Raw genomic sequence first — 26,419 nt, forward strand, 5'->3', positions numbered from 1 at the left:
GCCGCTACCAGCGCAGGTTGTTGGTACAAGTTGGGAGAAGGAATGCGGTTTTTCTGGTATTGCTTGCGGTGCTGAAGGTAAAGAAAGGGCGAATTTTTCAGGCTACCGCACATGCTCCTCTTCGCACGGCGGGGAGTTTTATTTTCCGGCCGCTTGATTCACTGCTTCAACCACTAAATATCTCCTGGTATCGATATATTGCTGGGCTTTCCGGTTGTTAGCCGTTTCCCATATGAATCAGGAGCTTGCCGAAAAATACATCCTGCACGAGCTGAAAACCCAGCTTCCGGCCACGCTATACTACCACAGCGTGCATCATACCCTAGACGTAACGCACGCGGCTATGCAGCTGGCTACTGCCGAAGGAGTTATCAATGAGGAACCACGCAAGCTGCTGCGTACGGCGGCCCTTTTTCATGATGCTGGTTTCCTACGCACCCTCAACGAGCACGAGGCCGCTAGCTGCGAGCTGGTGCACGACGTATTGCCCGGCTTCGGCTACAGCCCAGCGCAGATAGAAGCTATTTCTGCCATGATTATGGCTACCAAGCTACCGCAGGCTCCTCAGTCGCACCTGGCTGAAATTCTCTGCGATGCCGACCTCGACTACTTGGGCCGACCCGATTTCGAGCCAATAGCTCACACGCTATTTCTGGAGTTTCAGGCGCGGCAGCTTATTGCGGCCGACGATAACGCTTGGAACCGTTTGCAGGAGCAGTTTCTGGTGGCGCACCGCTACTGGACGAAAACAGCCATAGCCCAGCGGGAGGCCGGCAAGCAAGCCCGGCTGGCCGATATCCGAGTGAAACTGGCGTCTTCCTAACCGACAACCTGGCGGCGTGCAATGGAGCAGGCAGGCAACGGTCCACCTAAAGGCTCCATCTTTCTGCCACGTGCCTACCGTTCGGCTGGTTTTACGTACCACCCAGCTTCAAGCCTTGGGTACCCGAAGCTGCTTGTCTTTTTCCTCTCGTTTATGCAGAAAACTGCACTTATTGCCGGGGCCAGCGGCCTGATTGGCTCCCAGTTGCTGCCGCTACTGCTGGCTTCCGACCGTTATTCTAAAGTTATTGCTGTGGGGCGGCGGCCTATTCCGCAGGTGCATCCCAAGCTGGAACAGCGTGTGTTAGCTTTCGATAAGCTGGAGGAACACGCTATGCGCCTGATTGCTGATGATGTGTACTGCTGCTTGGGCACTACTATGCGGCAGGCCGGCTCGAAGGAGGCTTTCTACCGGGTTGATTATCTGTACGTAGTGACGCTAGCGGCCCTCACCGCCCGCAACTTTGCGGTGCAGCTGCTGCTGGTATCGGCCATGGGTGCCGACCCAACCGCCCGGATTTACTATAACCGGGTGAAGGGTGAGGCTGAGCAAGCAGTTCGGGAGCTGCCTTTTCGGACCATTCATATCTTCCGGCCGTCGTTGCTGCTAGGTGAAAGGGAAGAAAAGCGCCGGGGAGAACAACTGGGAGCAGTGCTACTGCGGGTGCTAAATCCGGTGCTAGTGGGGCCGCTACGCAAGTACCGGGCAGTGTCGGGCGTTGCCGTAGCACGGGCCATGCTGCAAGCCGCCAGCAAAGACAGTAGCGGAATTCAGGTACATCCTTCAGATGAAATTGCACAAACAAGCAATTTGTGACATTCCGTTGCACTTCCGTTTTTCTGCCTATTTTTGCGGCTTCATATTTAACTTTTCCGTTTTTCGATGAAGCATTTTTCCTTTATTCTATTAGCTGCAATCCTGATGGGCAGTGCTGGGACAGTGGCTGCTCAGACTAAGAAGAAAACTACTGGCAGTACCAGAAGCGGCGGCAGCAGTTCTGGTTACAGCACAGGCATTGGCTTGCGCGGGGGTGGCTATTCTTCGGGGCTCACCATCAAACATTTTATGAGTGGTAAAAACGGCGTGGCCCTCGAAGCCCTGGTCACGACGGAATACAAGGCCCGTGGTGCCCGGCTCACGCTGCTCGGCGAGAAACACAAAGCCATTTCCGACATACAAGGCTTGCAGTTTTACTACGGAGCGGGTTTTCACGCCGGGGCGTATCAGGGGCGCTATTATTTTGCTGATACCCGCTATTACCGGGGACGCAAAAACACCATCTACTTCACTCGTGACTACATCTACGACGACGCTACGTACGTGGCGTTTGGCGCCGACCTCATTCTAGGGCTTGAATACAAAATGGAGGATTTGCCATTTGTAGTGGGCGTTGATTACAAGCCGTACTTTGAGGTGTTCAACGGCTACACCGGTTTCTACAATGACGCGGCCATCAGCCTGCGCTTTACCTTCTAAAGTAGCTTAACCGCCGTTGCGCGTGCGCGAGGTGCTACGTGAAACGTACTCGATGGCTTGAAACGTGTAACTAAAAAAGCCCGCTCAGCTAGCTGAGCGGGCTTTTTTTAATCGGATAAAACGGGTGGCTAGCGGCGGCCACCGCCCCGATAGTAACCACCGCCGCGCGGGCCGTGGTAGTAGCGGGGACCGGGGTGTACAATAACTGGCGCGGGCCGCACAATTACTCTGGATGGACGATAATAGCGCGGACCGTAGTAGGGCCGGTAGCGGGGGCCATAATAAGGGTCGCCGTAGTAGGCGGCGGGGCCGGTGCCAACGGCTACGCCCGCACCAACGCAGCTAGTGAGCAAGGTACCGGCAACGAGCAAGGCAAGCAAAAACGGAACTTTCAGAAGCTTTTTCATAGTCAGTAGCGGCAAGCCACAACCGGGGCCTGCACTACTGATTAGACGCAAAAACCAGCCCAAAGTTTACTTCACCCGCTTTGAAAAAGCTATATAGGAGCCTGTTAGTCAGCATAAAGCACTGCAGCGCCCGACTCCTACTAGGGGCACTTCAAGAACTATAACACTGCGGCTGCTTACAGCGGAATCCGGTAGGTAACATCGGTGGCGCCACCGAATAAACCGTAGCCGGGCCGCACGTTGGTGAAGAGTGGCGCAGGCTCGGCAAACGGGTTGCCGTCGGTATCGTAGTAGCGCTGCAACGACTGGTAGAAGCGGTAGGTATCGGGGGTGAGGCTGCTCACCGTCACTTCAATAAAGGCGGGCTCGGTGGTACGGCTGCCATCCAGGTACACATCGTTGCTGAAAATCAGGCGCTGCCCGTTGCCGCCAACATCACTAAACGGGTATTGGTTATAAAGGCTACGGGCTTCCGAAAGTTGGTATCGGTTTAAGCTGATATCCGAATTGTTCCCATTGCTAGGGCTATTGTAATCGTATTGAACAGTTCCCCAATACTGGCCATTGCGGTCTAGCACACGAGCGTACACCATGTAGTAGTCGATGGTAGCCGCATTGTCGAGGATGCTGCACGTGAGCCGGCCAGCGTTGTTCCACCCAACTGGGTTATTTGAAGAAGACACAATGTAGCTACCCGTTTCAATAGTGGCGCGGGCGGGCAGCGTGAGGGTAGCTTCCACGGCTTCTACGCCCGGCGCCGAGCCCCGCAACGTGTAGGTGTTGCCGGGCTGCCCCACAAAGTTGCGGGTGGGCACGTAGTAGCCGTACAAACTATCGGGGCGGCCGGTGCTGAAGTTAAAGCCGGGCCGGCCTTTCGAGCGGAACTGCTCTACCACTTGCCCAGCGTCGTTGAGCAATTCCACGGTGGCGTCTTTCCGGCCGGCTGGTTCTTTCGGTTCCAGCACTCCCTGGCTGGTGCTCACAAATAGGTCGCGCACCTCAAACAACTCTTGGTATTCTGCTGTGGGAGTTTGGTTGCTGAGCGTATAGCTAAGGGCCAGCCGGGGCGTATGCGGGGGCACATCCACATCCACAATGGTTTCGCAGGCGCTGAGTGCTACCGTAGCACTAGCAAGAAAAGGAAGTAGCTTGTTCATATAAAATCGGGCAACGAATGGATATTTGGGCAGCTACTCAAGCTGCGTAGTCCGAAAAATCCAGCTGAATCCGTAATCAAAACTTGAAGGCTTTGCTGAACGACGGAATGATGGGAAACAACGAAACCTGGCGGTACACCGGCTTTCTTTCCGAAGAGCTGCCGTTGTAATCATAATCGTAGCCTAGGTACAGGTAGTAGGGGTTGCGGCGGCTGTACACGTTGTAGATGCTGAAGCTGTTCACGATTTCGCCCCACCGCTTTTTCTTGGTCTTGCTTAGGTCCAGGTCGAAGCGGTGGTAGGCGGCCATCCGGAACGAATTCCGCTCACCGTAGTCTTCAAAATCCTGGTATTCCCCCAACGTAAACCGCCCCTGCGACAATGTGGTGGCGTTGCCGGTGCCGTACACCCACGTCCCCGACAGCGTGAGCGTAGAACTGAACTTATGGATAGCCACCACCGAAATATCGTGGCGCCGGTCGTACTTGTAGGGGAAGATGCGGCCCTGGTTGAGGTCAGGAAAGCGGCGCTTGCTCCAGGCCAGGGTGTAACCAATCCAACCGGTGGTGCGGCCGGTTTTCTTCTGAATGAAAAACTCGCCGCCGTAGGCCCAGCCTTTGCCGCTGGTTACTTTGCTTTCCCAGTCGCTTTCCACAGTTCCCAGGAAGCTGGCGCCCTCGCGGTACTCCACTAGGTTGCGCATGGGCTTGTAGTAGCTCTCGAAGCTCACTTCGTAGTCCTCGTTTTTGAAGCGCACCGTGCGGGCCGCGCCCACGCTCACCTGCTGCGCCCGTTGCGGCTTAATTTGCTTGGTGGCTGGCACCCACAAATCGGTAGGCAGGCCGATACCGCTGTTGGTGAGCAAGTGAATGAACTGCGTGGTGCGGGCGTAGGAGGCTTTCAGGGCCCAGTCTTCGGTGAGCAGGTAGCGGGCGGCTACGCGCGGCTCCACACTCGGGTAAAACTTGCCTTCCACCGCGAAGCCGTTCAGGCGCAGGCCGCCGTTTACTTTCAGTTGGTCGGTGAGCCGGTAGTCGTCTTCTGCGTACAGGCCAACTTCGCTGGCCATGGTGCGCGTGCCTGATTTCAGCTGGCTGTCCAGGTTGCCGGTGTTGTCTTTGGCGGTGAGGGCGCCGGGCCGAAACGAGTGCAGAATATACTGCCCGCCGAATCGAATGTAGTGGTCGGGCGTGGGCGTGTAGTCGAAATCGGTTTTGAGGCTGAAGTCCCGGATGTTGGATAGGTAGCGCAGCGCGTACTTGTCGGTGCGCCGCTGGCCCTGGTTGGTGTAGCGCTGCTCGTCCTCGGCCCCTACGTTGAACTGGTATTTGCTGTAGGTGAGGTGGGTGTTCATGAACAGCTGGTCGTGCACGATGTGGTTCCAGCGCAGCCCCGACGTGAGGTTGCCCCAGCCTAAGTTGGCCACCGTGCGGCTGTAGTTATCAGACGACTTGTCTTGGTCGCGGATGCGGGCGTAGAACTTGTCGTAGCCGGTGTAGGCACTCAGATATAGCCGGTCGCGGTTGCTTAGCTTCCAGTTCAACTTGGCGTTCAAATCGTGGAAGAAGTACCCCACCGAGCCGCTGGAGCCTTCGCTGGAAAGCTGGGCCTTAATGAAGGGCTGGGCCAGAATATCGAGGTAGGTGCGCCGGGCCGAGATGATGAACGAAGCTGTATCCTTCTTGATGGGGCCTTCCAGCGTGATTTTAGACGCCACAATACCCACGGCGCCCTCGCCATGAAACTCCTGCATGTTGCCCTCCTTCATCGAAATGTCCAGCACCGACGACAGCCGCCCGCCGTAGCGCGCCGGAAAGCCGCCTTTAATCAGCTCCACGTTGTTGAGGGCATCGGCATTGAATACCGAAAAGAAGCCGAACAAGTGCGCCGCGTTGTACACCGGTGTACCATCCAGTAGAATCAGGTTCTGGTCGGGGGAGCCACCGCGCACGTACAGGCCGCTCTGGCCCTCGCCACCGCTTTGCACGCCAGGCAGCAGCTGCAACACCTTCAGCACGTCGGTTTCGCCAAACAGCTTGGGCAGGCTCTTAATCTGGGCAATGGGCACGTTGATGGTGCCCATGCGAGTGCTGCGCTCAATCCGCTCTTCGCGGTTGCCCACCACCTCCACCCCGCCCAGTTCGTTGCTGGCAGTACGCAGCCGGAAATCGTGGCTGACGTTGCGCGTAACGGCCGCCGCCCAGCGGGCACGTTCGTAGCCTAAGTAGCTAGCTACCAGCCGCACCGAGTCGGTGGCGGGTAGCGTGAGGGAGTAGAAGCCGTAGGTATTGGTGGCGGTACCCTGGCCGGTGGTGGGGCTAACTACGGCCACGCCAATCAGGTTTTCGCCGGTGGCAGCGTCGCGCACGTAGCCGCTAATCGTGATTTTGGCGGCGGGCTGCTGCGCCTGGGCGGCTACGGCACTCAATAGGAAACAGGCTACTACAACAGCGCGGAAAGCTGGATTCATAAAGAGAATTAGAAGCTATATAGAACTCAATCAACCACTAGCGCCTTACCAACGCGGACTATTAGCTGCCTGGTATATAGCAGAGGCTGCCTAGGCGCAAAAGGTTGGCTCTACTTAGCAAGCACTTAGCACATATCTACTGGCTGCGGGCTGGCCACAACTGGGCTGCTTAATCAGGTTACGGAGTTTACAAGTATTGAAGCCAGTGCAGAAGTGCGGAACGGCGCGCGGTTGGGTTTGGTCGATTCAGAAGGCAGATTGGTCGGTGTTCAGCAGGAAACCGCCTAGCTGGCGAGCCTGGTGGCATTTTCGGCCGCTGGTTTGCAATGTTCCTTTTCAGAAATCGAAACGGATTTCACGGGTTGAAGCCTAGCCTGCAGCAACGGACTTGCCCGCTTTTCTCTTCCAACTTCTCTGAAACTAACTCATCATGAAAACGACCCTGCTTTCCCTCGCCACTGCCCTTTTGCTTGCTACCAGCGCTTTCGCCGCCCCCGCCCCTGGCCACGATGACGACCGCCGCCGAGAAATTGCCCGCCGCGACGACCGTAACGACCGAGACTTCAACTATGGCTTCGACAAAAAACATAAAGTAACCGCCCAAGAGCGGGCCCGCTGGGAAGCCGCCCACCGCAACGACCGCCGCGACGACCGGAATGACTACCGCAACAACGACCGTCGTGACGACCGCAACGGCAAAGATTTCAACTACGGCTACGACAAGAAGCACAGAGTGACGGCACAGGAACGCGCCCGCTGGGAAGCCGCCCACCGCAATGACCGCTACGACGGCCGCCGTTAACCGTCCTTCTTATACAGCAATGTGCCGCCTCCTTGCAATAGGGAGGCGGCACATTGCTGTATGCCGGTTTGCCCCAGCTCAGCCTATTTCATTAAGCGCTACGCTGCTTTCACTGCTTACTGGGGACGTAGTTCTTTTTGCAGCGTTTCGCAGGTCAGTTCCAACTGCTTGGCTAGAGTGTGCGCGGCTACTTTGGTGGCCGCTATTCCGGCACGTTGGTTTTCCAAAACTTTGATGGCATCTGCCCCTCCCTCAATTCGCAGTAGCACCACCACCGGCTTCACGCTGTGGGCCAACTGCCGGACGGTTCGCCAGTCTTCGGCGGCAATAGCCTGCCGGAGCGCCAGCACCGTAGCCGGGGTTTCCTGCACGAACACCGACAGCATCCGGTCGGTGAAGTGCGGGTTGCCGTTGGCGGAGGCTTGCAGAAAATTCAGGTCGTAGGGCGTGGTAAGGCTGGGGGTAGCCGCTGGCGCCTTGGTCACCGGACTAACAGCGGGCGGCGGCGTGCCACGCAGCACATTGATAATGGTTTGGTGCAGGTAGCGTTCCTCGAACGGCTTAATCAGACAGGCGTTCATCCCGGCTGCCAGGTACCGGTCCTGGTCTCGGCGCAAGGCGTTGGCCGTAAGGGCAATGATGGGGATGTTGGCTCGCCGTGGGTCGGGGTGGTGCCGAATTAGGCGCGTAACTTCCACTCCACTCATGCCCGGCATCTGAATATCCATCAGCACCACATCATAGAGCTGCTCATTAAAGCAGCGTAGCGCCTCCGGGCCACTGCTGGCACAGTCCACTGCCACTCCCTGGGGCTGAAGCATTAGCAGCGAAATGCGCTGATTGATGCGGTTGTCTTCGGCCAGCAGAACGCGTAACCCAGCCAATTCCGGCCATTCGGTTTCGGCGAGGGTTGGCAAGGGCTGCGTGCTGGTGCGCGGCAGTTGCAGCGTGAAGGCAAAAGTGCTACCCTGGCCCGGTTTGCTGTCCACAGTGAGCGTACCGCCCATCAGCTGCACCAATTGCTGGCTGATGGAAAGGCCCAACCCAGTGCCTCCAAAGCGGCGGCTGATGTCGGTGCTGGCTTGGGTGAAGATGCCGAATATCCGCTGCTGCTCCTGCTCGGGAATGCCAATGCCAGTGTCGCGCACCCACAGGCGTAGGCGCACTGCTTCGGCGGTTTGCTCCAGTACGTCGGCGCCTACTGTCACGCTACCGTGCTCCGTGAACTTGAGAGCGTTGCTAAGCAGGTTGAGCAACACTTGGTTGAGGCGGCGCGAGTCGCCGAGCACCATGGGCGACGAAATAGCTAGCGGCACCACTGATAGGTAGAGCTCTTTTTCTTCGGCCATTGAGCTCATGCTTTGCACCACGCTTTTCACCGAGTCCCAGAGGTTGAAGGGAATGTGTTCGAGCTGAAGCTGACCGGCGGTAATCTTAGCCATGTCCAGCACATCGTTCACCACGGCCAGCAGGTGGTGCCCCGACTGGTTCATGGTGTCGAGCAAATCCCGCTGGGCGGTATCCAGTTCGGTTTTGGCCAGCAGTGCTGCCATACCTAACACCCCGTTGAGCGGCGTCCGGATTTCGTGGCTCATGCTAGCCAGGAAGTTGTCTTTGGCCTGGGCACTCTCTTCCACTTCCAGCTTGGCCTGGCGCAGCACCCGCTCGGTTAGTACGCTTTCCGTGATGTCGTAGGCCGACGCTACCACGTAGGGCGATTGGCCTTGTTCCTTCACCAAGTAGTTGTTGTACTGCAAATACCGCTTGCCTTGACGGGTCATGATGGCCATTACGTCACGCTGCTCAGACTGCTCGGCAAAGGCCGTTAGGTAACTGCTTAGGTTGGCCTGATGCTTGGCTGGTACTACTTCGCGGAGGTTGCGGCCCACCAAATACTGCGCCGACCGGTTCAGCATCCGCTCGGTAGCAGGGTTCACGCTCAGCATGTTGCCTTCCAAATCGTGGGTACAAATCAGCGCCTGCGAGTACTGCACCAAGTCCCGGAATTTCTTTTCGCTATTTTCCAGCTCCATCCGGGCCCGCTTCACCTCCGTAATGTCGGTGGAGATGCTCAGCACGTTCATGGTGCCGTCGGGGCTCACAAAGGGGCGCTTCATCGACTGAAGCCACCGCACCTGCCCGTCGCGCTGCGTGAAGGCCGCCTCATAGTGCACATCTTCGCCGGTGGCCATCACGTGCGCGTGCACTCTGTAGATGCGCTCTACTTCTTGACCCACTGCCGCATCGGTGTTTTCCTCTAGCCCCTGGATGATTGACATATGCGCATTGGGACGCATAAAATCGTTGAAGGCTTGGTTGCTGAGTACCACTTTGTTATTGGCGTCGCGCACGTGAATCAGCGTAGGGCTGACGTCAATTACTTGGCGAATAAATTCCTGTTTGTCGGCCAGTTCCCGCCGCACCAGTTCCTGGGTGGTTACGTTCTGGAGAATAATCAGCACCGCCTGCGCATCTGGCAGCGGCATTACGCGGGCAGCATGGAAAGACACAAACGTGTTTTCGGCAGGTAACTCAAACGTGCACGCCCCTGGCTGGCCCGTGCTCCGGACCTGCGCCAAACATGGCAGCAACGACCGGAGTGCGGCGGCGGGCAGTACATCTTTCACCAAAGCCCCCACCAAATCGGTTTCCGGCAAAAGCAGGGCAGTGTCGCCGAGCTTGGCATTTTGCACTTGCCCCGAGGCATCAATTACCAAGATGGTGTCAGGCAGGGCAGCAAACAGAGCCCGGATTCGTTCTTCAGTTTTGTAGCGCTGGGTGATGTCGGTACCGTAGCCAATGAGCATGCGTGGCTGCTGGTTCTCGCCCTGGATGGCGTGCAAATGGCGCAGCATGTAGCGCATACTGCCATCAGGCATCCGGAACGACTCTTCCCACACCACTTGCCCTTTAGCTAGCGCCTCCTCAATATACTGTCGGCGCCGGATAGCCAGCTCGGGACTACGGTTGCGGTACGCCACGTATTCGGCATCGGTCTTACCAATCATCCAGGCCCGTAGGGCGGGGTCGGTAATGGACTTGGCATTTACGTAGCGGTACCGGTGGTCGACGTCGTAGGCGGCCGCTTCGCCGGGCAGAAAATCCAAGATGGTTTCGTAGAATTCCCGCTGCTCGTTCAGCAGGCGGGCATTGCTCTTGCGTTCTGTCACGTCGCGCAGGCAAATCAGCCGGCTGGTACGCTCCCCATATTCGCTTGCGTTAATCGGAATATAGTCTATCTGAACGGTGCGACCGTTGCGTACGGTAAACTCCGCACTTGCACTCTTATTGGTTGAGGCCCAGGAATTTTGGATAAAGGCATCGAGCGTGCTGGCGCCCAACATACTGGCCCGCACCGTTGGGACAATATCGGCCGACCTTTTCCCAATCCACTGCTGAGTGGACTCGCTTATTCCTAGCAGTTCGCCTACTTGCTCGTTAACAACTGTAACGATGCCTTCATCATTATAAAGCAGAATGCCAGCGGGCAGAAATTTAGCTAGCGTGTCTAGCTGATGCTTGGCCGTAGCGGCCATAGCCCGAGTTGCCTGCAACTCCTGTTCCAGCTCCTTAATGCGCTGTTCGTAGTGAGTCATGCTTACTTGGATAGTGCGGGTACTATTCTTAATTCTATGAAAACGCAACAGCCAACCCGCCGGATTCCGTTACGCCACTTCTTTTTACTATATATCCTACTCTTGGTGCTCAGCCAGTTATAGTGTATACTCGGCAATCCGCAGCTACACAGCAGTAAAGGCAACTTTTACTGCTATTATACCTCTCTGCGTGAAGCCTGCAGCGGCAGTTTGGAACCCGATATTACATTAAAACAAAACCACCCGCTCAGCCAATATGGGAAAGCGGGTGGCAATTTGGGAATCGACGGAAACAGCTTCGGCTATTTTTTCGCGTACTCGGAGTTGATATATTTCAATACCTGGGGCGTGATATCGAGGTCTTTGCGGCCGTAGGCAATGGTGCCGCTCGGGGCCGCAATCAAAATCAGACGGTAGCCGTTGGCTTTGCCGTACTTCTCGATTTGCTTGTTAAGGCGCTCCAGTACGCTCTGAGTCATTTTAGCTTCTTCTTCTTGGGCCTGCTGCTGCAACTTCTGCTGGCCTGCGCCTACCTGCTGCTGCTGGGCACCTAGCTTCTGCTCGGTGGCGGCGCGCTGCTCGGCGGTCATGCTTTCGGCTTGCTTCTGGTACTGCTGCACGGCATTCTGGAAACCCTGAACCATGGTTTTGTTTTGCGCCTCCCAGCGCTTGGCCTTAGTCTCGAAGGTCTTGCGGGCGTCCTGCATGCCTTTGTAGCCATCGAGCAGCTTGCTGGATTCCACGTAGGCCACCTTATCGGTGTCGGCTACGGCGGCTAGAGCATTGGTATCGTCGGTTACGTCAGTGGCATCGGGGGTTTCGGTGGTTGTTACAGCTCCGGTGGAGTCGGTGGTTTTTACCACGGTTGCTGCCTTGCGGGCCGTTTTAGAAGGCTGGTTGGCGAAGTGCAGGTAGAACAACACGGCTACGGCAATAACCAGAATGGCATTGATGGCCAGTTGGAGCGAATTTTTCATGCGAGAAATAAAGAGAAGAACACAAAGCCTGAATCGGCAGCCCAAAGAAACGCAAAAAGGGCTGTTGGATTGTAGAGCTATTATTTAGTGGAGGGCGTTATTAGAACATATATATGTTTAACTTTAATTTTACCGTTCTCACTTTTCCTTTTCTTCTATGCAAAAGCTTCACTCTATACTGCTGACGCTGGCCCTAAGCGCGCTGCTCGGAAATACGGTAAAGGCCCAAACCAAGCAGCCGGCCCTCATCGACCGGGAACTGCTGTTTGGTGACCCCGAAACGTCGGGCGCGCAACTCTCCCCCGATGGCCGGTTCATGTCGTTTATCAAGCCCTACAAAGGCACCCGCAACGTGTGGGTGAAGGGCGTAGCCGAACCGTTTTCTGCTGCCAAACCTCTTACCGCCGACCTCGCCCGCCCCGTACGCAATTACTTCTGGAGCCAAGACAGCAAGTACGTGCTGTATGTGCAGGACAAAGGCGGCGACGAGAACTTCAACCTCTACGCCGTTGACCCGGCCGTTGCACCCGCTGCGGGTGCCGACGTGCCCACCGCCCGCGACCTGACCGGCTTGAAAGGTGTGCGCGTGCAGCTTTACCACGTACCCAAATCCGACCCCAATACGCTCTACATCGGTCTCAACGACCGAGACAAAGCTTGGCACGACCTGTACAAACTGAACCTAGCCACCGGCGAAAAAACCCTGCTCCGCCAGAACAAGGACCGCCTAGCCAGCTGGAGTTTCGACTGGAACGACCAATTGCGCATGGCTTCCCGCTCCAACCCCGACGGCAGCAACGAGCTGCTGGTTGTTGACGGTGATAAATTCACGCCAGTCTACCGCACCACCATTGACGAGCAGAGCTATGTAGCAGGCTTCCATAAGGATAACAAGCGCGTGTACCTAGTAACCAACGGCGGCAACGCCCGCGACCGGGCCGAGCTGGTACTCTTCGACCCCAGCACCAAGAAAGAGGCGTTGCTAGACGCCGACCCACTCAAGCGGGTGGATTTCGGGGGACTGATGCTGTCGGAGGTGACGCACGAGCCGGTAGCCGTGACGTACATAGACGACCGGATGCGCCGCGTGTGGAAAGACAAAGCGTACGAGGCCGATTTCAAAACCATCCAGGCCAAAGTGCCCGGTGCCGACCTCAATCCGGTATCCTCGACCAAGGACGAGCGGCGGTGGCTGATAGCAGCCAGCAGCGCTACCATGCCCGGCACGGTGTACCTCTTCGACCGCCAAACCAAGGCCCTGACCAAGCAGTACGACCTACGCCCCAAGCTAAACACCACCGACTTAGCCGACATGAAAGTGGTGCGCTATAAGTCGTCGGATGGGCTGGAAATTCCGGCGTACCTGACCTTGCCTAAAGGAGTAGCGGCCAAAAATCTGCCTGTCATCATCCTTCCGCACGGTGGCCCCTGGGCCCGCGACGTGTACGGTTTCAACACGCTACACCAGTTTCTGGCCAACCGGGGCTACGCGGTGCTTTCGCCCAACTTCCGGGCTAGCACGGGCTACGGCAAGAAGTTTCTGGAAGCCGGCAACGGCGAGTGGGGCCAGAAAATGCAGGACGACCTTACCTGGGGCGTGAAGTACCTGGTAGCCCAAGGCATTGCCGACCCTAAGAAAGTGGGCATCATGGGCGGCTCGTACGGTGGCTATGCCACCCTGGCGGGTGTGGCGTTTACGCCCGATTTGTACGCGGCTGGCGTGGCTATCGTGGCGCCTTCCAGCCTGCCCACCCTACTCAATGCCATTCCGCCGTATTGGGAAGCACAACGCAAGCAACTATACGCCCGCATGGCTGACCCTAGTACCGAAGCAGGTAAAGCGCAGTTGTTGCGCCAGTCGCCGCTTACCTCAGCCGACAAAATCAAAACCCCGCTGATGGTGGTGCAGGGCGCCAACGACCCGCGTGTGAACAAAGCCGAGGCTGACCAAATAGTGGTAGCCCTGCGCGACCGGAACTACCCCGTGCAATATATCTGCGCCCCCGATGAAGGGCACGGCTTTGCACGCCCCGTGAACAACATGGCCATGTACGCGGCGTCGGAGAAGTTTCTGGCGCAACAGCTTGGCGGCCGTTATCAAGAAAGCATGCCCCCAGCCGTGGCCCAGCGGCTCAAAGAAATTACCGTTGACCCGAAGACTATCGTGCTGGCGGGCAAAGCCGATCAGCCGCTGGTGAAGTAACAGTAAGCCAACTGGCTATCAATAAAAAGGCCCGCCTCTTGCCAAGGCGGGCCTTTTTATTGTAGTCGTAGTCCGAAAGTCAGGCTCGCCTTAGTGCAGCTCGTCTTCGTAGAGTTCAGGGTCGTCGGGTTCCGTTTCCAGGGGCTTCATAGGCTTTTCCTCGAACGGTGGAGCCAGGTCGGCGCGGCTGGGGGCGGCGTCGGTACGTCCTACGTGCACCAGCGCGTCGCCTTGGTTCACTACGGGCATGTAGTTGAGCCCGATAATGTAGCCCGTCACCGGTGATTCCAGCCGTACCGACGTTTCGCCGTAGGGGTCAGAGATGGTGCCGTACACTTGGCCTTTCTCCAAGTACGCCCCGTTTTGCACGAGGCTACGGAACAAGCCCGCATACCGAGCCCGGAGCCACGTAGACCGCACGCACACCACCTGCGCGTGTTCGGAGGGGGCGGCCTGCTCCACCATGCCTAGGTGGTGCAGCACCCGGAACGTACCAGCAATAGCCAGTTCAATCCCCGTCTCATCGAGCCGCAACGATTCGCCAGTTTCGTACACGATGATGCGCCGTCCTTCCTGCATGGCGGCCTCGCGCAAGGAGCCTGGCCGCAAGGAGGCGTGTAGTGTGAAGGGGGCACCGAAAGCCGCAGCTAGTTCGTCGGTTTCGGCGTCTTCGTGCAGGATGCACCGGATTTGGGGCATGTTGGAGCGGGCCGCGCCGCCCGTATGGAAGTCAATGCCGTAGTCAATCAGTGGCATGATTTCGCGCATGAAGCGGTGCGCGACGCGGCTAGCCAAAGAGCCCCGCGGGTTGCCAGGGAAGCTGCGGTTCACGTCTTTACCATCGGGCACTTCCCGACTAAAGTTCAGGAAGCCGTAGATGTTGAGGATGGGAATGGCAATGATGGTCCCCTTGAGGGGGCGTAGCAGCCCCCGCCGAATCAGGCGGCGGATGGTTTCAATGCCGTTCACTTCGTCGCCGTGCATGCCGGCCAGCAGCAGCACCGTGGGGCCCGGCACCGTGGAGCGGTACACGTGCACCGGAATGTCGATGACAGTACCCGACGGCAGCCGCGAAATCACTAGCCGCGTCTGCACATTCTCGCCCGGCCTGATAGTGAGACCATTAAGGGAAATATCGGCGGCGGAACGGGCGGCTGGAGTCAATAGGTTGGTTTTTTCTGGTAGCTACTGGCGGTTGGCTGGTAGCTTTCTGGTGAACGTCGGTTATCAGCCAACCGCCAGTAGCTAACCACTTCTCATTTACAAAGGCGAATCGGGCTGGTTGTCGGGCAGCGCACCGACAGCGGATTTGGATTTGGCCTTGGTTTTCTTCTTCTGGGCTATTTCGGCGGTGTATTCAATGATTTTGCCGGCAATATCGAGGCCAGTGGCTTTTTCGATGCCTTCAAGGCCCGGCGACGAATTCACTTCCAGCACCAGCGGGCCCCGCTTGCTTTGCAGCATATCCACGCCCGCAATACCGAGGCCCAACGATTTGGCGGCCAACAGCGCGGCGGCTTTTTCGGCGCGGCTCAGCTTCACCAGCTTGCCGCTGCCGCCGCGGTGCAGATTCGAGCGGAATTCGCCTTCCTTGCCCTGCCGTTTCATGGCGCCCACCACTTCGCCGTTCACCACAAACGCCCGCAAGTCGGCACCTTTGCTTTCAGCAATAAACTCCTGCACAATGATGCGGGCCTTGAGGTTGTGGAAAGCTTCGATGACGGATTGAGCGGCTTTGGCGCTTTCGGCCAGCACTACGCCCAAGCCCTGGGTGCCCTCGAGGAGCTTGATGATGACCGGCGCGCCGCCCACCTGCTCTATCATTTCGGGTACCTCGTCGGAGTAGTTGGTGAAGGCCGTTTTGGGCATACCTACGCCGGCGCGGGCCAGAATTTGCATGGAGCGGAGCTTGTCACGGCTGCGCACAATGGCTTGGCTTTCCACAGCGGTACGCACCTTCATCATCTCGAACTGCCGCACCACGGCGCAGCCGTAAAACGTGACCGAAGCGCCAATACGCGGAATAATAGCATCGATGCCCACGAGACGGTGTCCCTCGTAGATGATGTCGGGTTTGCCTTTTTCGAGCACCAGGTTGCAATGCAAATGATCCACTACCAGCGCTTCGTGGCCGCGCTGTTCGGCGGCCTCTACGAGGCGCTTAGTGGAATATAGTTTGGGCTCACGCGACAGAATCGCCAGTTTCATTGGAGGGGAGAGAGAGGGTTGATAGCTCGGTTAGTACCGGCCACGAAGATAGGGCACCATTTACGGCCGCGACGACTGAGTGGCTTGCGCCCGGCAGGATAAGTTGCGCCGCGCCACATCTACCACGAAACGACCGTGGCGCAGCAACAGCCGGCCCAGCAGTACGGGGTATTTCATGTCGGAACGGTCGGATAGAGAGAATTCGGTATTGAAATCTTCGCCAAAAATCCGCAAAACAGCCCGGATGACGTAGCGCTCCTGTACGTCGCCATTGGAACTTTTGATGTCGCGCAGCGTGAAGTCAGTGAACTCCATCAGCGTGCCATCGAAGTGCGGGTGTGAGGGGTCGAGCAGAAGTACGCGCAGCCGCGGCTGGCCATCGGGGCCGTCCAGTACTTCAATATTGGAGCAGTGAATAGCGCTAGTATAAGCTCCGGTATCCACTTTGGCTTCCACTCCCCAGAGCTGAAAGTCCGGAAAGTCAACCAATTCCAACCGTCCTACGGTCCGCTTCGGCATGCGCTGCTTCTTCATGAAAGGCAAGTAACGGTGAAATTGTGAGACAGTGAAATGGGAAATTTGACGGTCTGGTAAGCTAGCTAACGCAAATGCCGCAGATTCGCACAGCTAAACTAGCCAGAACATCAAACTCCTTATTTCACTGTCTCACAATTTCACTGCTTATCCTTTGTAGCTGATGCGGTACACGGCGTCGTTCTGGTCGTCGGATACCAGTAGGGAGCCGTCGGGCAGTACGAGTAAGCACACGGGGCGACCCCAGGGTTTCTGGCCTTGTAGCCAGCCTTCGGCGAAGGTTTCGTAGCTGCGGGCCTGCTTGCCGCTAGCATCGAGGCGCACCAGCGTGATGCGGTAACCAAGTTTGCTGCTGCGGTTCCAGGAGCCGTGCTCAGGAATGAAAATCTGGTTGCGGTAGGCGGCCGGAAACTGTTTGCCGGTGTAGAATTTCATACCCAGCGCCGCTACGTGCGGCCCCAGTTTGCGGGCCGGCTTGGTGTAGGTGGCAGCCGAGCGGCCTTTGCTGAACTCGGGGTCGGGCACGTCGCCGGCGAAGAAATATGGGAAGCCGAAGTGCAAACCCGGGCTAGGGGCGCGGTTTAGTTCGTCGGCGGGCAGGTTGTCGCCGAGCATGTCGCGGCCGTTGTCGGTGAACCACAGGGCCTTGTCCTGCGGGCTCCAATCGAAGCCTACGGTGTTGCGCACCCCCTGTGCGAATACTTCCAAGCCGGTGCCGTTGGCATTCATGCGGTTGATGGTGCCGTAGATGGGTTCTTCGGGCAGGCAGGAATTGCAGGGCGCACCTACTGGCACGTACAGCTTGCCATCGGGCCCGAAGGCAATGTAGCGGTAGCCGTGCCAGTCTTTGTTGGGCAGTTGGTTGTACACCACCACCGGCTTGGGCTGCTTGCGCAGAGTGGCCGCAATGTTGTCGTAGCGCACCACCCGGTTGATTTCGGCCACGTAGAGGGCGCCGTTGCGCACAGCCACGCCGTTGGGCGCATTCAGGCCAGTAGCTACAGTCACTATCTCGTCGGCGCGGCCGTCTTTGTTGCGGTCGGGCAGGGCGTACACTTTGTCGTCCTTGGTACCCACATACACTGTGCCATCGGGGCCTACAGCTAGCTCCCGGGCGCTTTTCACGCCTTGGGCAAAGTAACTGATGGTAAAGCCGGCGGGTAGTTTGATCTTGCTGAGGTTAACATCTGGAGCCGCCGTTGGCCGGTTGGGCGTGGAGGAACCCAGGGCCAGCGGAGCCAGCAGCAACAGTGGAAAAAGTTGGCGCGTTGTCATGGCTTCCTAACCACTCGCCGGGCCGGAAAGTTACTGTGGTTCAGTTGCCAGTTGCCAGAACGAAGTACCAATTGGCAACCGGCAACTTACAGCCGGCCTTCGCGCTGCCGACGAACCAGCCGTTCGTACTCCCGCTCCGACAGGTTGGGCTGGCTCAGCACGCCGTAGGTTCTCAAGCCTTGGATAACTACCCCAAACCCCCAAAACAGCATGGGGAAGACAGGCCAAGGAATCCCCGCGTGCCGGTGGTGCCCGCTGTAATCGTTGGTGAAAGCCCAGATAGCCCACAGCAGCGCATTCACGGCCAAATAGGTGAACAAGTGCGACTTGAATTTAGCGCGGTCTTTTGCCATGCGCCAAAGTTGGGGGTTACGGTCGGAAGTTTCCATGACGGGGAGGTGTTGCGGTTGATTGATGCTCAAACTTATTCCCTGCTTTCCCTTACCCCAACTGGAACTTCCCGAAGCATCAATTCCACTACTTGAAGTCTCGAAAACCGTTACTCAACCGCAGCCACCTGTTGCGGGTCAGCGTATGAAAAGCCGTTCATTACCTGCTACCATGGCTACCTCCCCTTCTACCTGGCGCACCAACGCCCGCTCCTTCGGCCGCATCCTGCTCTACCAAGGCGACATCACGCGCCTCGACATCGATGCCATTGTGAATGCTGCCAACTCCAGCCTGCTCGGGGGCGGAGGTGTTGATGGAGCCATTCACCGCGCCGGTGGCCCCGAGATTCTGGAAGCGTGCCGCAAGCTACGGGCCGGCCATTATGGTAAGGGCCTGCGCACTGGCGAAGCCGTGATAACCACCGGTGGCCGCCTACCCGCCCAACAAGTCATCCACACGGTAGGCCCAGTGTGGAACGGTGGACACAAACAGGAGCCTGAACTGTTGGCCAACTGCTACCGCAATAGCTTGTTGCTAGCCGAGAAAAATGAGTTGCATAGTATCGCCTTTTCCGGCATTAGTACGGGCGTGTATGGCTATCCGAAAGCAGAAGCTACTGTCATTGCCGTGCGCGAAGTCCGGGCGTTTCTCGACCAGCACGAGTTGCCTCAGGAAGTGGTTTTCGTAGTATTCGACGAGGCTAGCTTCAAGCTTTACGAGCAGGAATTACAATAGTTACTGGCACTTGATGAGGGCAACGATTGTTTATGCAATCGATTTCCATTACTTTCAATGAACTTGGTTTCACCAAAAGAATAATGCCATGGAAGCTGTAAACCACCCTCCGTTAGCCGCCCGCCGCAACCGAAATAGCGCCAGTAACCCTGTCTGGATGGATGCTTTGCGCGTCCTGCTCGGCTTGTTTCTATTCATCAAAGGCTTCTCGTTCCTCAACAACAGCAGTGACGTATACTACCTGCTGAGCCAGCAGCATAGCATTGGAGAACTAAGCAAAGCGCCCTTCTTTTTTAGCGTGGTACACATGCTGGGCGGCCTGATGATTGCCTTCGGCTGCCTAACCCGGCTGGCCTTGCTGTGTCAGATTCCGATATTGATGGGAGCCGCGCTGGTTGTCAATCCGCAGCAAGGAGTAAGTACCGACAACCGGGAGTTATGGGTATCGTTGCTGGTGCTGAGCCTGTTGATGTTCTTTATGATCAAGGGCCCCGGCCGTTATTCTATTGACCACAAGTATTTCCGCAGCCTGCCCGATTCCTCTCACGACTAAGCCACTATAGTCGCCGCTCCGGATGCCAACGCAGGTAATTGGTCACGGTGTAAATCAAGCCGGCGTGCCCGGCTTCCAACAGGATAGTTTCGGCGCCTTGCAGCAAGCCAATGAACCGCTGGAGTCCGGCGTGCGGAATCACTTGGTCGTGGCGGCCGAGGAAAAACGTAACGGGCGTCGGCCGGCGGTTTAGCAAGGCGGCCAGTGCCCGTAGGCTGAACGTGAGCAACCGGAAACCCACCCAACTACGGTACACCCGCAACCGCTTTTCGCGACTTTCAAGCTGCCATTCCGCAAACCGAACCAAGTTAGCTGGTACCAGCCGGCGCTGCTCCAGCGTGCCCAGAAACTGCAACAGCCGCTGGGGCCGTAGCACTGCCCGGCCCAATACGCCGCGCATCCACGGCGGATAGGTTGCCAACGAATACCAGAACTGCCGTTGCAGGCCATCAGGCGCAATTAGCCACAGTTGCTGCACTCGTTCCGGAAAATACTCCACGGCCGTCAGAGCAAACTTAGCGCCCATGCTGAAAGCCAGCAGACTGAAATTTTCAATGTGGTGTTGCGTCAGAAACTCATTTAGCAATTCGCCCAGGCGGTTTTTAGTGAGCGGAGCATCCGCTTTGGCTAAGCGGCTGCGGCCGTGGTAGAACAGGTCGAAGGCATACACCGTCACCTCATTCCTTAGCTCGGCAATCAGGCTGCGCCAGTGCCCTTCGCCTTGCCCATAACCGTGAAATGCCAGAATTACCCGCGGCCCTGAGCCGTAGGCGCGGTAATGCAGCTTGGTAGGCATATGGTGAGACAATGAGGTGATGCGATAGTGTGTTTTACGTGCTAGTGACGCATATGTGCAGTACAACAGAACGTAAACTCACTATTTCAGCACCTCACTCGCTCACCGTTACATCAGCCGCGAAACGCCTCCCGACACGATGAATTTCATGACCTCGCTGCTGGGCAGGTCCAGATACGTGATGTTGGCGGCGGGCACCAGCACCAGCTCGCCCGAGAAGTTGTAGGAGTGCGGAAAGTACACGGCCAATAGTTCCTCTCGCCCGATGGCCAGCATGGTTTCCTGCGTTACGAAGCCCATTTTATATACCTCATCGTGGGCGTTGAGGCGGACCAGTACCGGGCGGTTGAATTTCTGGTTGTCGCCCACGAAGGCATCGAAGAGGTCCTTGAGGCTGGAATAGATGATGCTAACCAGCGGCGTGCGGTGCAGAATCCGCTCGGCAATAACCAAGAACGGGCGTACCATGAACGACTTTGCTACGAAGCCAATAGCCGTGACAACCAGCACAGCTACCAGCAACCCCAGCCCCGGCACGTCCTGAATCTTGAACAGCTCGTCGAGCCAGTGAAACACAGCGTACAGGATGTATCCTGTTAGGCCAATAGGCGCGACGATAAGAAAGCCGTTGAGAAAGTAGTTGAGAAATCTGCGCATAGCGCGAAGGTAACACCGGCGTAAATGCGCTGCTGCTATTGCCCAGAAACGCCCAAGTTATCCTTGCTTCCCTCCTTTTTTTCTGCCGTACTCAATAAAAAAGCCCTTGGCGAATGGGTACGTCAAGGGCTTTTTCCTTTTTTGAGGGGGGCTATACCGTTTCCGGCACTTCCTCAATCCGGTCTTTCACGCGCTGCATCAGCCACATGGGGGTGCTGGTAGCACCACAAATGCCTACCGACTCGGCACCATGAAACCATTCCTCATCTATTTCCTGCTCGTTTTCCACGAAATAGCTGCGCGGGTTGGTTTTGTTGACCACCGAAAACAGCGCTTTGCCGTTGGAGCTTTTGCGGCCACTCACAAATACCACTACGTCGTGCTCCGTAGCAAAGCGAGCCAGGGCGGGCTCCCTGTTACTTACCTGCCGACAGATACTGTCGTTGGCGTCGAATGAATCCAGAGAGCCGCCGGCCGCCTGAATCCGCTCTTCTATTACGGCCTTCATGTGGTAGAAGCCGGCAGTACTTTTTGTGGTTTGGCTGAAGAGCGTAACGGGCCGCGCGAAGTCGATCTGGTCGAGGTCGGCTTCGGTCATGACGATGAGGGCGCGGTTGCCGGTCTGGCCCGTGAGGCCCGCTACTTCGGCGTGACCTGGCTGACCATAGATAACAATCTGTCCGTTTTGGCGCTGGCTGGAATCGAAGGCGTGCTTCACCCGATTCTGGAGCTTGAGCACCACCGGACACGAAGCATCAATCAACTCAATATTGTTGCGCAGCGCCAGCTGATACGTTTCTGGCGGCTCTCCGTGAGCTCGAATCAGCACTTTGCAGTCATGCAGTTGCTCAAGCTGCTCCCGGTCGATGATGCGCAAGCCCCGTTCGTATAGGCGCTCCACCTCCATCCGGTTGTGCACAATGTCGCCCAAGCAATACAAGGTTTCTTCGTGCGCCAGCTCGTCTTCGGCCATCTGAATGGCGAATTCAACCCCAAAGCAATACCCGGAATTCTTGTCAATAATGACGTTCATGACTTTTTGGTACTTGATGCGTGGTGCTTCGCAGAAAACTCACGAGGCTTTTTACAAGGTTGATGCCAAGCCTAAAGTGCTAGGCCCGAAGCACTACTCCTATACAACCACTTCGTTGCTATTCCGTTCATTTCCGCCCTCAACGGCCAGCGCAAACAGCATGGCCGACACCCGCTCCAACACAAAATCCACTTGTTCGTCAATCATCATGTGCGTCGTATCGAGCATGACAGCATCGGCGGCGCGGCGCAAAGGGCTTTCGGTACGGGTGGAATCCAGATGGTCGCGCTTACGTAGGTTTTCCACAATTTCTTCTACGGCCACCTCCTCCCCTTTTGCCGCCAACTCCACCTGCCGCCGTTCGGCGCGGGTTTGCACGTCGGCCGTCATAAATATCTTCACCTCGGCATCCGGAAAAACAGTGGTGCCAATGTCCCGGCCATCCATCACAATGCCGCGCTTGCGGCCCATGCGCTGCTGCTGCGCCACCATGGCATGCCGCACCGCCGGCACGCTCGAAACCTCACTTACCAAGTTGGAGATGCGCATCTGTCGGATTTCATCTTCCCGGATGTGCCCATCAAGGCACAGCTCGTTGCGCCCCGTTTTGCGGTTGCGCTTAAAGGAAATCTGCATTTCGTGCAGCGCCTGCTCGATGCGCAGCAAATCGTCAAAGCGGATATCATGTTCGAGCAAGTACAAGGTCACGGCGCGGTACATGGCTCCCGTGTCGATGTAAGCGTATCCTAGTTCAGCGGCTACAGCCTTGGCCGTAGTACTCTTGCCGCACGAGGAGTAGCCGTCGATGGCAATGACGATTTTTCTCATAGTTACATCGGTCGGCGGACAACCGGTACCGGCACCGGAATCCAGGTTCTGCGCGGTGGAGGCGGGTTCAGTAGTTTGGTTGGTAAGGAAGTAAAAAACTCCGCTACTGACTCTGCTAGACCACGCTTAAACTGTTGTTCAATGAAAAAATTAGGATGCAAAAACAGATTTTGCCCGATTTGCACACCTGCGGTGCCACGGATATCAGTCCGCCACCAGCCCCCAAAGCTACGGATGATACACTCGCCTAAAAAACAACCGAGTGCATTTACCACTGCGGCCCGGCTATCGGCCAGCACATTAGGGCGTTCATTCTCAATAAACTCAGCCAGTTGGCGCACAGCGGTTTCATCGAACTGCGTCAGGTTGAGGTTTTGTCGTACGGCTTCGGCCGCTTCTTGCAAATGGCGCATGGGTACAGCAGTTAAAATACTGCCTGAATTGTCGGTAGCCCCCTGCTTACAGACCTCCAGGTTATTCTAATCTACTGAACGATGCGCTTACCCCCTACTTTTTTAGGTGAATTTCACGAAATCCACTGTCTACGACTTGGGTTTGCCAGACGAATGGGCACCGAAGCAAAAAACTCAGCTACCGATTCGGTATTACCCTTATCCAGCTGCTCGGCTACCCGAAAGAACGGATTGAAAAAGCTATTCTGGTTGATGCCCACCCCCGTTGTGCCATCGGGACCCTGCGCCCAAGTACCATTGTAGGTCTGCACTAGGCACTCACCCAAGAAGCATCCCAATGCCGTAACTACACCCTCTTTCTCGGTGGCTGGCAAACCAGCCCGCTGAGATTCAATGAAATGGTCTAGTTGCTGCACAGCATCAATATCAAACGCCTTAGCGCGCAATTGCTGGCGAACAGCCTCGGCGGCAGCACGGAGGGCGGCAAGCGGATTGGTGTCAGTCATAGGCTATCAGTCAAGGAGCAAGGAGGACTCTTTCATTTACGACACTATTTGGTAGCGCAGTACCTACCATATCAGTGCCTAATCTGGCAGTGCAGTGTGCAACAGTGGACTTTAGCAGTCGTGCGTGGGGCAGGGCATCCGGTCGCCGGGCTTGTGATGGCGCTTGAATGAGCGGGTTTTCTTTTGCTGCGGGGTACGGCTGGCGCAGCTGGTAACTACGAGTCCGGAACTCAGGAAAAGAGCTGTTAGCAGAAGCGTTGTTATCTTTTTCACTGGGGCAGGTTTTCCTCAAATATACGGTTCTTTACCCGTTCGCCACCGTAGAGTGGCTGTTCCATTATTGCTTCTCTCCTAGCTTATGTCTGCTAAATTCAGTTTGCACGCCAACGTCATCAACCTGTTTGCCAACACGATAACGCCCGCTATGCTGCGCGTAGCCGAAGGCCGCATTCAGGCTGTTGAGCCCACGGGCGCCTCCGTCCCCGACCCTAGCTTACCGTATGCCTTGCCGGGGTTTGTTGATGCCCATGTACACATTGAAAGCTCATTGCTGATACCCGCCGAGTTTGCACGGCTGGCCGTGGTGCACGGCACAGTGGCCACCGTATCCGACCCGCACGAAATTGGGAATGTGCTGGGCGTAGCAGGCGTGGAGTTCATGCTGGAAAGTGGGCGGCAGGTACCATTTAAGTTCTGCTTTGGTGCTCCGTCGTGCGTACCAGCCACCCCGTTTGAAACAGCTGGGGCTGAAATAACGGCCGCCGACATCGAGCAGCTGTTTCAAAACTCAGAAATCGGGTATCTGGCTGAAATGATGAACTGGCCCGGCGTGTTGAACCGCGACGCGGGCGTGATGGAGAAAATCCGGCTGGCGCAGCAGTATGGCCGCCCCGTAGATGGACACGCCCCTGGCCTGCGCGGCACCGATGCCCAGCGTTACGCCGAAGCCGGCATCAGCACCGACCATGAGTGTTTCACGGCAGAAGAGGCGCTTGACAAGCTAGCCATAGGCATGAAGGTTCTGATTCGGGAAGGCTCAGCGGCCCGCAATTTTGAAGCCCTGATTGATTTGCTACCCGAGCACTACGAACACCTCATGTTCTGCTCCGACGACAAGCACCCCGATACACTAGTGCTGGGTCACATCAACCAGTTGGTGCAGCGGGCCTTGGCGCGCGGCCAAGATGTACTAAAAGTGCTGCGCGTGGCTTGCCGTAACCCCGTCGAGCATTACCGCCTACCCGTGGGTCTGCTCCGCATCGGTGACCCGGCCGACTTTATCGTGGTGGATAACCTAACCGATTTTCAGGTTCAGCAGACGTATCTGAACGGTGAGTTGGTTGCCGAAAACGGAGCTACGCTTATTTCTTCGGTGCCGGGTCGCGTCATCAACAATTTCCACGCCTACCCCGTTAGCGCCCCCGATTTTCAGTTGCCAGCTCCTGACAGAAGCCAACAAGCCACCAGCAGAGTGATTGAGTGCTTTGATGGGCAGCTTATCACGGCCCGCCACGACTTACCGGCCCGCATAGAAAACGGCTTAGTGGTGCCCGATGTAGCGCAGGATGTGCTGAAACTTACGGTAGTGAACCGTTACCACGCCGCCCCGCCGGCCGTGGCGTTCATTAAGGGCTTCGGGCTGAAGCACGGAGCCTTGGCCAGCAGCGTCGGCCACGATTCTCACAACATTACTGCCGTTGGCTGTGACGATGAAAGTATAGCGCGGGCCGTCAATCTGGTAATGGAAGCACGTGGTGGCTTGGCAGCTGTAGGCGCCAACGGCGAGGAGTTATTGCTGCCGCTGCCCGTCGCAGGCCTTATGTCGGAGCAGGATGGCTACCGCGTAGCCGAAGCCTACGCCGCCATTGATTTACTTTCGCGGCAATTGGGTTCCCCATTGGGGGCACCGTTCATGACCCTTTCGTTTATGGCACTGCTGGTTATTCCTAGCTTGAAACTTAGCGACAAAGGCTTGTTCGACGGGGAGGCCTTCCGGTTTGTAGAGGCGGTGGGGTAGCGTTAGAAAAAGCTAAAAGACGGGAGCCCGGAGTTAGAAGAAAATAGAACAGGTTATTCTATTTTCTTCTAACTCCGGGCTCCCGTCTTTTAGCTTTTCATTTTAAAACCGCTTTTTCAGCAGCTTTTCCATTTTTTCTTCGGTCAACGGCTTAGCCAGGTACTCCACATTGGGGTACTGAGCCACGCGGGCCGTGTCAGCGGCGTGCATAGAGGTGGTTAGCACTGCCATAACTGTTTTAGCTTTCGACTGGTCAGGCAACGCATCATACAGCTTCAGAAACTCGAAGCCATCCATGCCAGGCATCTTCAAATCAACGAAAACCAGTGCCGGCGTAGCATCGGATTCTTCCAAGTCGCTGTCGTCACCCCACAGAAACTGAAAAGCCTGCTCAGCTTTCCGGAAGGTGTGCACCTTTTCGGCCACGTCAAGACGACTGAGCAGCCGGTTGTTCAGGAAACTGGTGGTTTCGTTGTCGTCAACCAGAATGATACTGCGCAATTTCTTGGGCATAAGACTGTGAGCTTTTTTTCAATGAAAGAGTAGCAGCGCAAACCAGACAA

25 protein-coding genes are annotated in these 26,419 nt (G+C 56.7%); 8 read left to right on the top strand and 17 right to left on the bottom strand.

Features of this window, described 5'->3' with window-relative positions:
* Positions 1-232: 232 nt before the first annotated feature.
* From G536_RS0113870 to G536_RS27870, 3 genes are all read left to right on the top strand, one after another.
* Positions 233-823 (top strand): HD domain-containing protein, encoded by a 591-nt coding sequence (locus G536_RS0113870; RefSeq protein ID WP_022824205.1) that lies wholly within the window; start codon positions 233-235, stop codon positions 821-823.
* Between the two features lie 153 nt (positions 824-976).
* Positions 977-1,639 (top strand): NAD-dependent epimerase/dehydratase family protein, encoded by a 663-nt coding sequence (locus G536_RS0113875; RefSeq protein WP_026880171.1) that lies wholly within the window; start codon positions 977-979, stop codon positions 1,637-1,639.
* Between the two features lie 66 nt (positions 1,640-1,705).
* A complete protein-coding gene (locus G536_RS27870; protein ID WP_157530623.1) occupies positions 1,706-2,299 on the top strand; it encodes a hypothetical protein in 594 nt (197 codons plus the stop codon).
* Between the two features lie 128 nt (positions 2,300-2,427).
* Here the strand turns inward: G536_RS27870 and G536_RS27875 are convergent, their stop codons facing one another.
* The 3 genes from G536_RS27875 to G536_RS0113895 form a co-directional block, all read right to left on the bottom strand.
* Complete coding sequence (locus G536_RS27875; RefSeq protein ID WP_022824208.1) at positions 2,428-2,706, bottom strand: hypothetical protein; 279 nt, start codon at positions 2,704-2,706, stop codon at positions 2,428-2,430.
* A gap of 176 nt (positions 2,707-2,882) precedes the next feature.
* Entirely contained in the window at positions 2,883-3,863 is a 981-nt protein-coding gene (locus tag G536_RS0113890; protein ID WP_022824209.1) for a DUF4249 domain-containing protein, read from the bottom strand.
* Positions 3,864-3,939: 76 nt separating this feature from the next.
* Entirely contained in the window at positions 3,940-6,333 is a 2,394-nt protein-coding gene (locus G536_RS0113895; protein ID WP_022824210.1) for a TonB-dependent receptor, read from the bottom strand.
* Positions 6,334-6,763: 430 nt separating this feature from the next.
* Between G536_RS0113895 and G536_RS0113900 the strand changes: the two genes are divergently transcribed.
* A complete protein-coding gene (locus G536_RS0113900; protein ID WP_022824211.1) occupies positions 6,764-7,135 on the top strand; it encodes a hypothetical protein in 372 nt (123 codons plus the stop codon).
* A 116-nt stretch (positions 7,136-7,251) separates the two neighbouring features.
* Here G536_RS0113900 and G536_RS30695 read toward each other — a convergent pair whose 3' ends face one another.
* Positions 7,252-10,731, bottom strand: coding sequence for a PAS domain-containing protein (locus G536_RS30695; protein ID WP_022824212.1), 3,480 nt, complete (start codon positions 10,729-10,731; stop codon positions 7,252-7,254).
* A 302-nt stretch (positions 10,732-11,033) separates the two neighbouring features.
* Complete coding sequence (locus tag G536_RS27885) at positions 11,034-11,708, bottom strand: OmpH/Skp family outer membrane protein (protein ID WP_022824213.1); 675 nt, start codon at positions 11,706-11,708, stop codon at positions 11,034-11,036.
* Between the two features lie 157 nt (positions 11,709-11,865).
* Between G536_RS27885 and G536_RS0113915 the strand changes: the two genes are divergently transcribed.
* Positions 11,866-13,911, top strand: coding sequence for a S9 family peptidase (locus G536_RS0113915; RefSeq protein WP_022824214.1), 2,046 nt, complete (start codon positions 11,866-11,868; stop codon positions 13,909-13,911).
* A gap of 90 nt (positions 13,912-14,001) precedes the next feature.
* Here G536_RS0113915 and G536_RS0113920 read toward each other — a convergent pair whose 3' ends face one another.
* From G536_RS0113920 to G536_RS0113940, 5 genes are all read right to left on the bottom strand, one after another.
* Positions 14,002-15,075 carry a succinylglutamate desuccinylase/aspartoacylase family protein gene (locus G536_RS0113920; protein ID WP_022824215.1) on the bottom strand — a complete coding sequence of 358 codons (1,074 nt, stop codon included), beginning with the start codon at positions 15,073-15,075 and terminating at the stop codon, positions 14,002-14,004.
* 96 nt (positions 15,076-15,171) lie between these two features.
* Positions 15,172-16,119, bottom strand: a complete 948-nt coding sequence (gene rimK / locus G536_RS27890; protein ID WP_022824216.1) for a 30S ribosomal protein S6--L-glutamate ligase — start codon at positions 16,117-16,119, stop codon at positions 15,172-15,174.
* A 60-nt stretch (positions 16,120-16,179) separates the two neighbouring features.
* On the bottom strand, positions 16,180-16,653 hold the full coding sequence (locus G536_RS0113930; protein ID WP_022824217.1) for an ATP-dependent zinc protease family protein: 474 nt from the start codon (positions 16,651-16,653) through the stop codon (positions 16,180-16,182).
* Between the two features lie 147 nt (positions 16,654-16,800).
* Complete coding sequence (locus G536_RS0113935) at positions 16,801-17,928, bottom strand: PQQ-dependent sugar dehydrogenase (protein WP_022824218.1); 1,128 nt, start codon at positions 17,926-17,928, stop codon at positions 16,801-16,803.
* 86 nt (positions 17,929-18,014) lie between these two features.
* Positions 18,015-18,317, bottom strand: a complete 303-nt coding sequence (locus tag G536_RS0113940) for a 2TM domain-containing protein (protein WP_022824219.1) — start codon at positions 18,315-18,317, stop codon at positions 18,015-18,017.
* Positions 18,318-18,462: 145 nt separating this feature from the next.
* On the opposite strand from G536_RS0113940, the gene G536_RS0113945 reads away from it, so the two are divergent.
* Positions 18,463-19,053, top strand: a complete 591-nt coding sequence (locus G536_RS0113945; RefSeq protein WP_245575827.1) for an O-acetyl-ADP-ribose deacetylase — start codon at positions 18,463-18,465, stop codon at positions 19,051-19,053.
* An 88-nt stretch (positions 19,054-19,141) separates the two neighbouring features.
* Positions 19,142-19,606 (top strand): DoxX family protein, encoded by a 465-nt coding sequence (locus G536_RS27895; protein ID WP_022824221.1) that lies wholly within the window; start codon positions 19,142-19,144, stop codon positions 19,604-19,606.
* A gap of 4 nt (positions 19,607-19,610) precedes the next feature.
* Here G536_RS27895 and G536_RS0113955 read toward each other — a convergent pair whose 3' ends face one another.
* From G536_RS0113955 to G536_RS0113980, 6 genes are all read right to left on the bottom strand, one after another.
* On the bottom strand, positions 19,611-20,402 hold the full coding sequence (locus G536_RS0113955; RefSeq protein WP_022824222.1) for an alpha/beta fold hydrolase: 792 nt from the start codon (positions 20,400-20,402) through the stop codon (positions 19,611-19,613).
* Positions 20,403-20,510: 108 nt separating this feature from the next.
* A complete protein-coding gene (locus G536_RS0113960; protein WP_022824223.1) occupies positions 20,511-21,059 on the bottom strand; it encodes a DUF502 domain-containing protein in 549 nt (182 codons plus the stop codon).
* 151 nt (positions 21,060-21,210) lie between these two features.
* A complete protein-coding gene (locus tag G536_RS0113965) occupies positions 21,211-22,092 on the bottom strand; it encodes a 4-hydroxy-3-methylbut-2-enyl diphosphate reductase (protein WP_022824224.1) in 882 nt (293 codons plus the stop codon).
* Between the two features lie 99 nt (positions 22,093-22,191).
* Entirely contained in the window at positions 22,192-22,920 is a 729-nt protein-coding gene (gene cmk / locus G536_RS0113970; protein WP_022824225.1) for a (d)CMP kinase, read from the bottom strand.
* Between the two features lie 2 nt (positions 22,921-22,922).
* On the bottom strand, positions 22,923-23,333 hold the full coding sequence (locus G536_RS0113975) for a hypothetical protein (protein ID WP_022824226.1): 411 nt from the start codon (positions 23,331-23,333) through the stop codon (positions 22,923-22,925).
* Between the two features lie 113 nt (positions 23,334-23,446).
* Positions 23,447-23,839, bottom strand: a complete 393-nt coding sequence (locus G536_RS0113980; protein WP_022824227.1) for a hypothetical protein — start codon at positions 23,837-23,839, stop codon at positions 23,447-23,449.
* 358 nt (positions 23,840-24,197) lie between these two features.
* On the opposite strand from G536_RS0113980, the gene ade reads away from it, so the two are divergent.
* Positions 24,198-25,856, top strand: a complete 1,659-nt coding sequence (gene ade, locus G536_RS0113985; protein ID WP_022824228.1) for an adenine deaminase — start codon at positions 24,198-24,200, stop codon at positions 25,854-25,856.
* A gap of 102 nt (positions 25,857-25,958) precedes the next feature.
* On the opposite strand, the gene G536_RS0113990 is transcribed toward ade, so the two are convergent.
* Complete coding sequence (locus G536_RS0113990; RefSeq protein WP_022824229.1) at positions 25,959-26,369, bottom strand: response regulator; 411 nt, start codon at positions 26,367-26,369, stop codon at positions 25,959-25,961.
* Positions 26,370-26,419 lie beyond the last annotated feature (50 nt).

It is taken from the genome of Hymenobacter norwichensis DSM 15439, assembly GCF_000420705.1.
GTDB classification, from domain to species: Bacteria; Bacteroidota; Bacteroidia; order Cytophagales; family Hymenobacteraceae; genus Hymenobacter; species Hymenobacter norwichensis.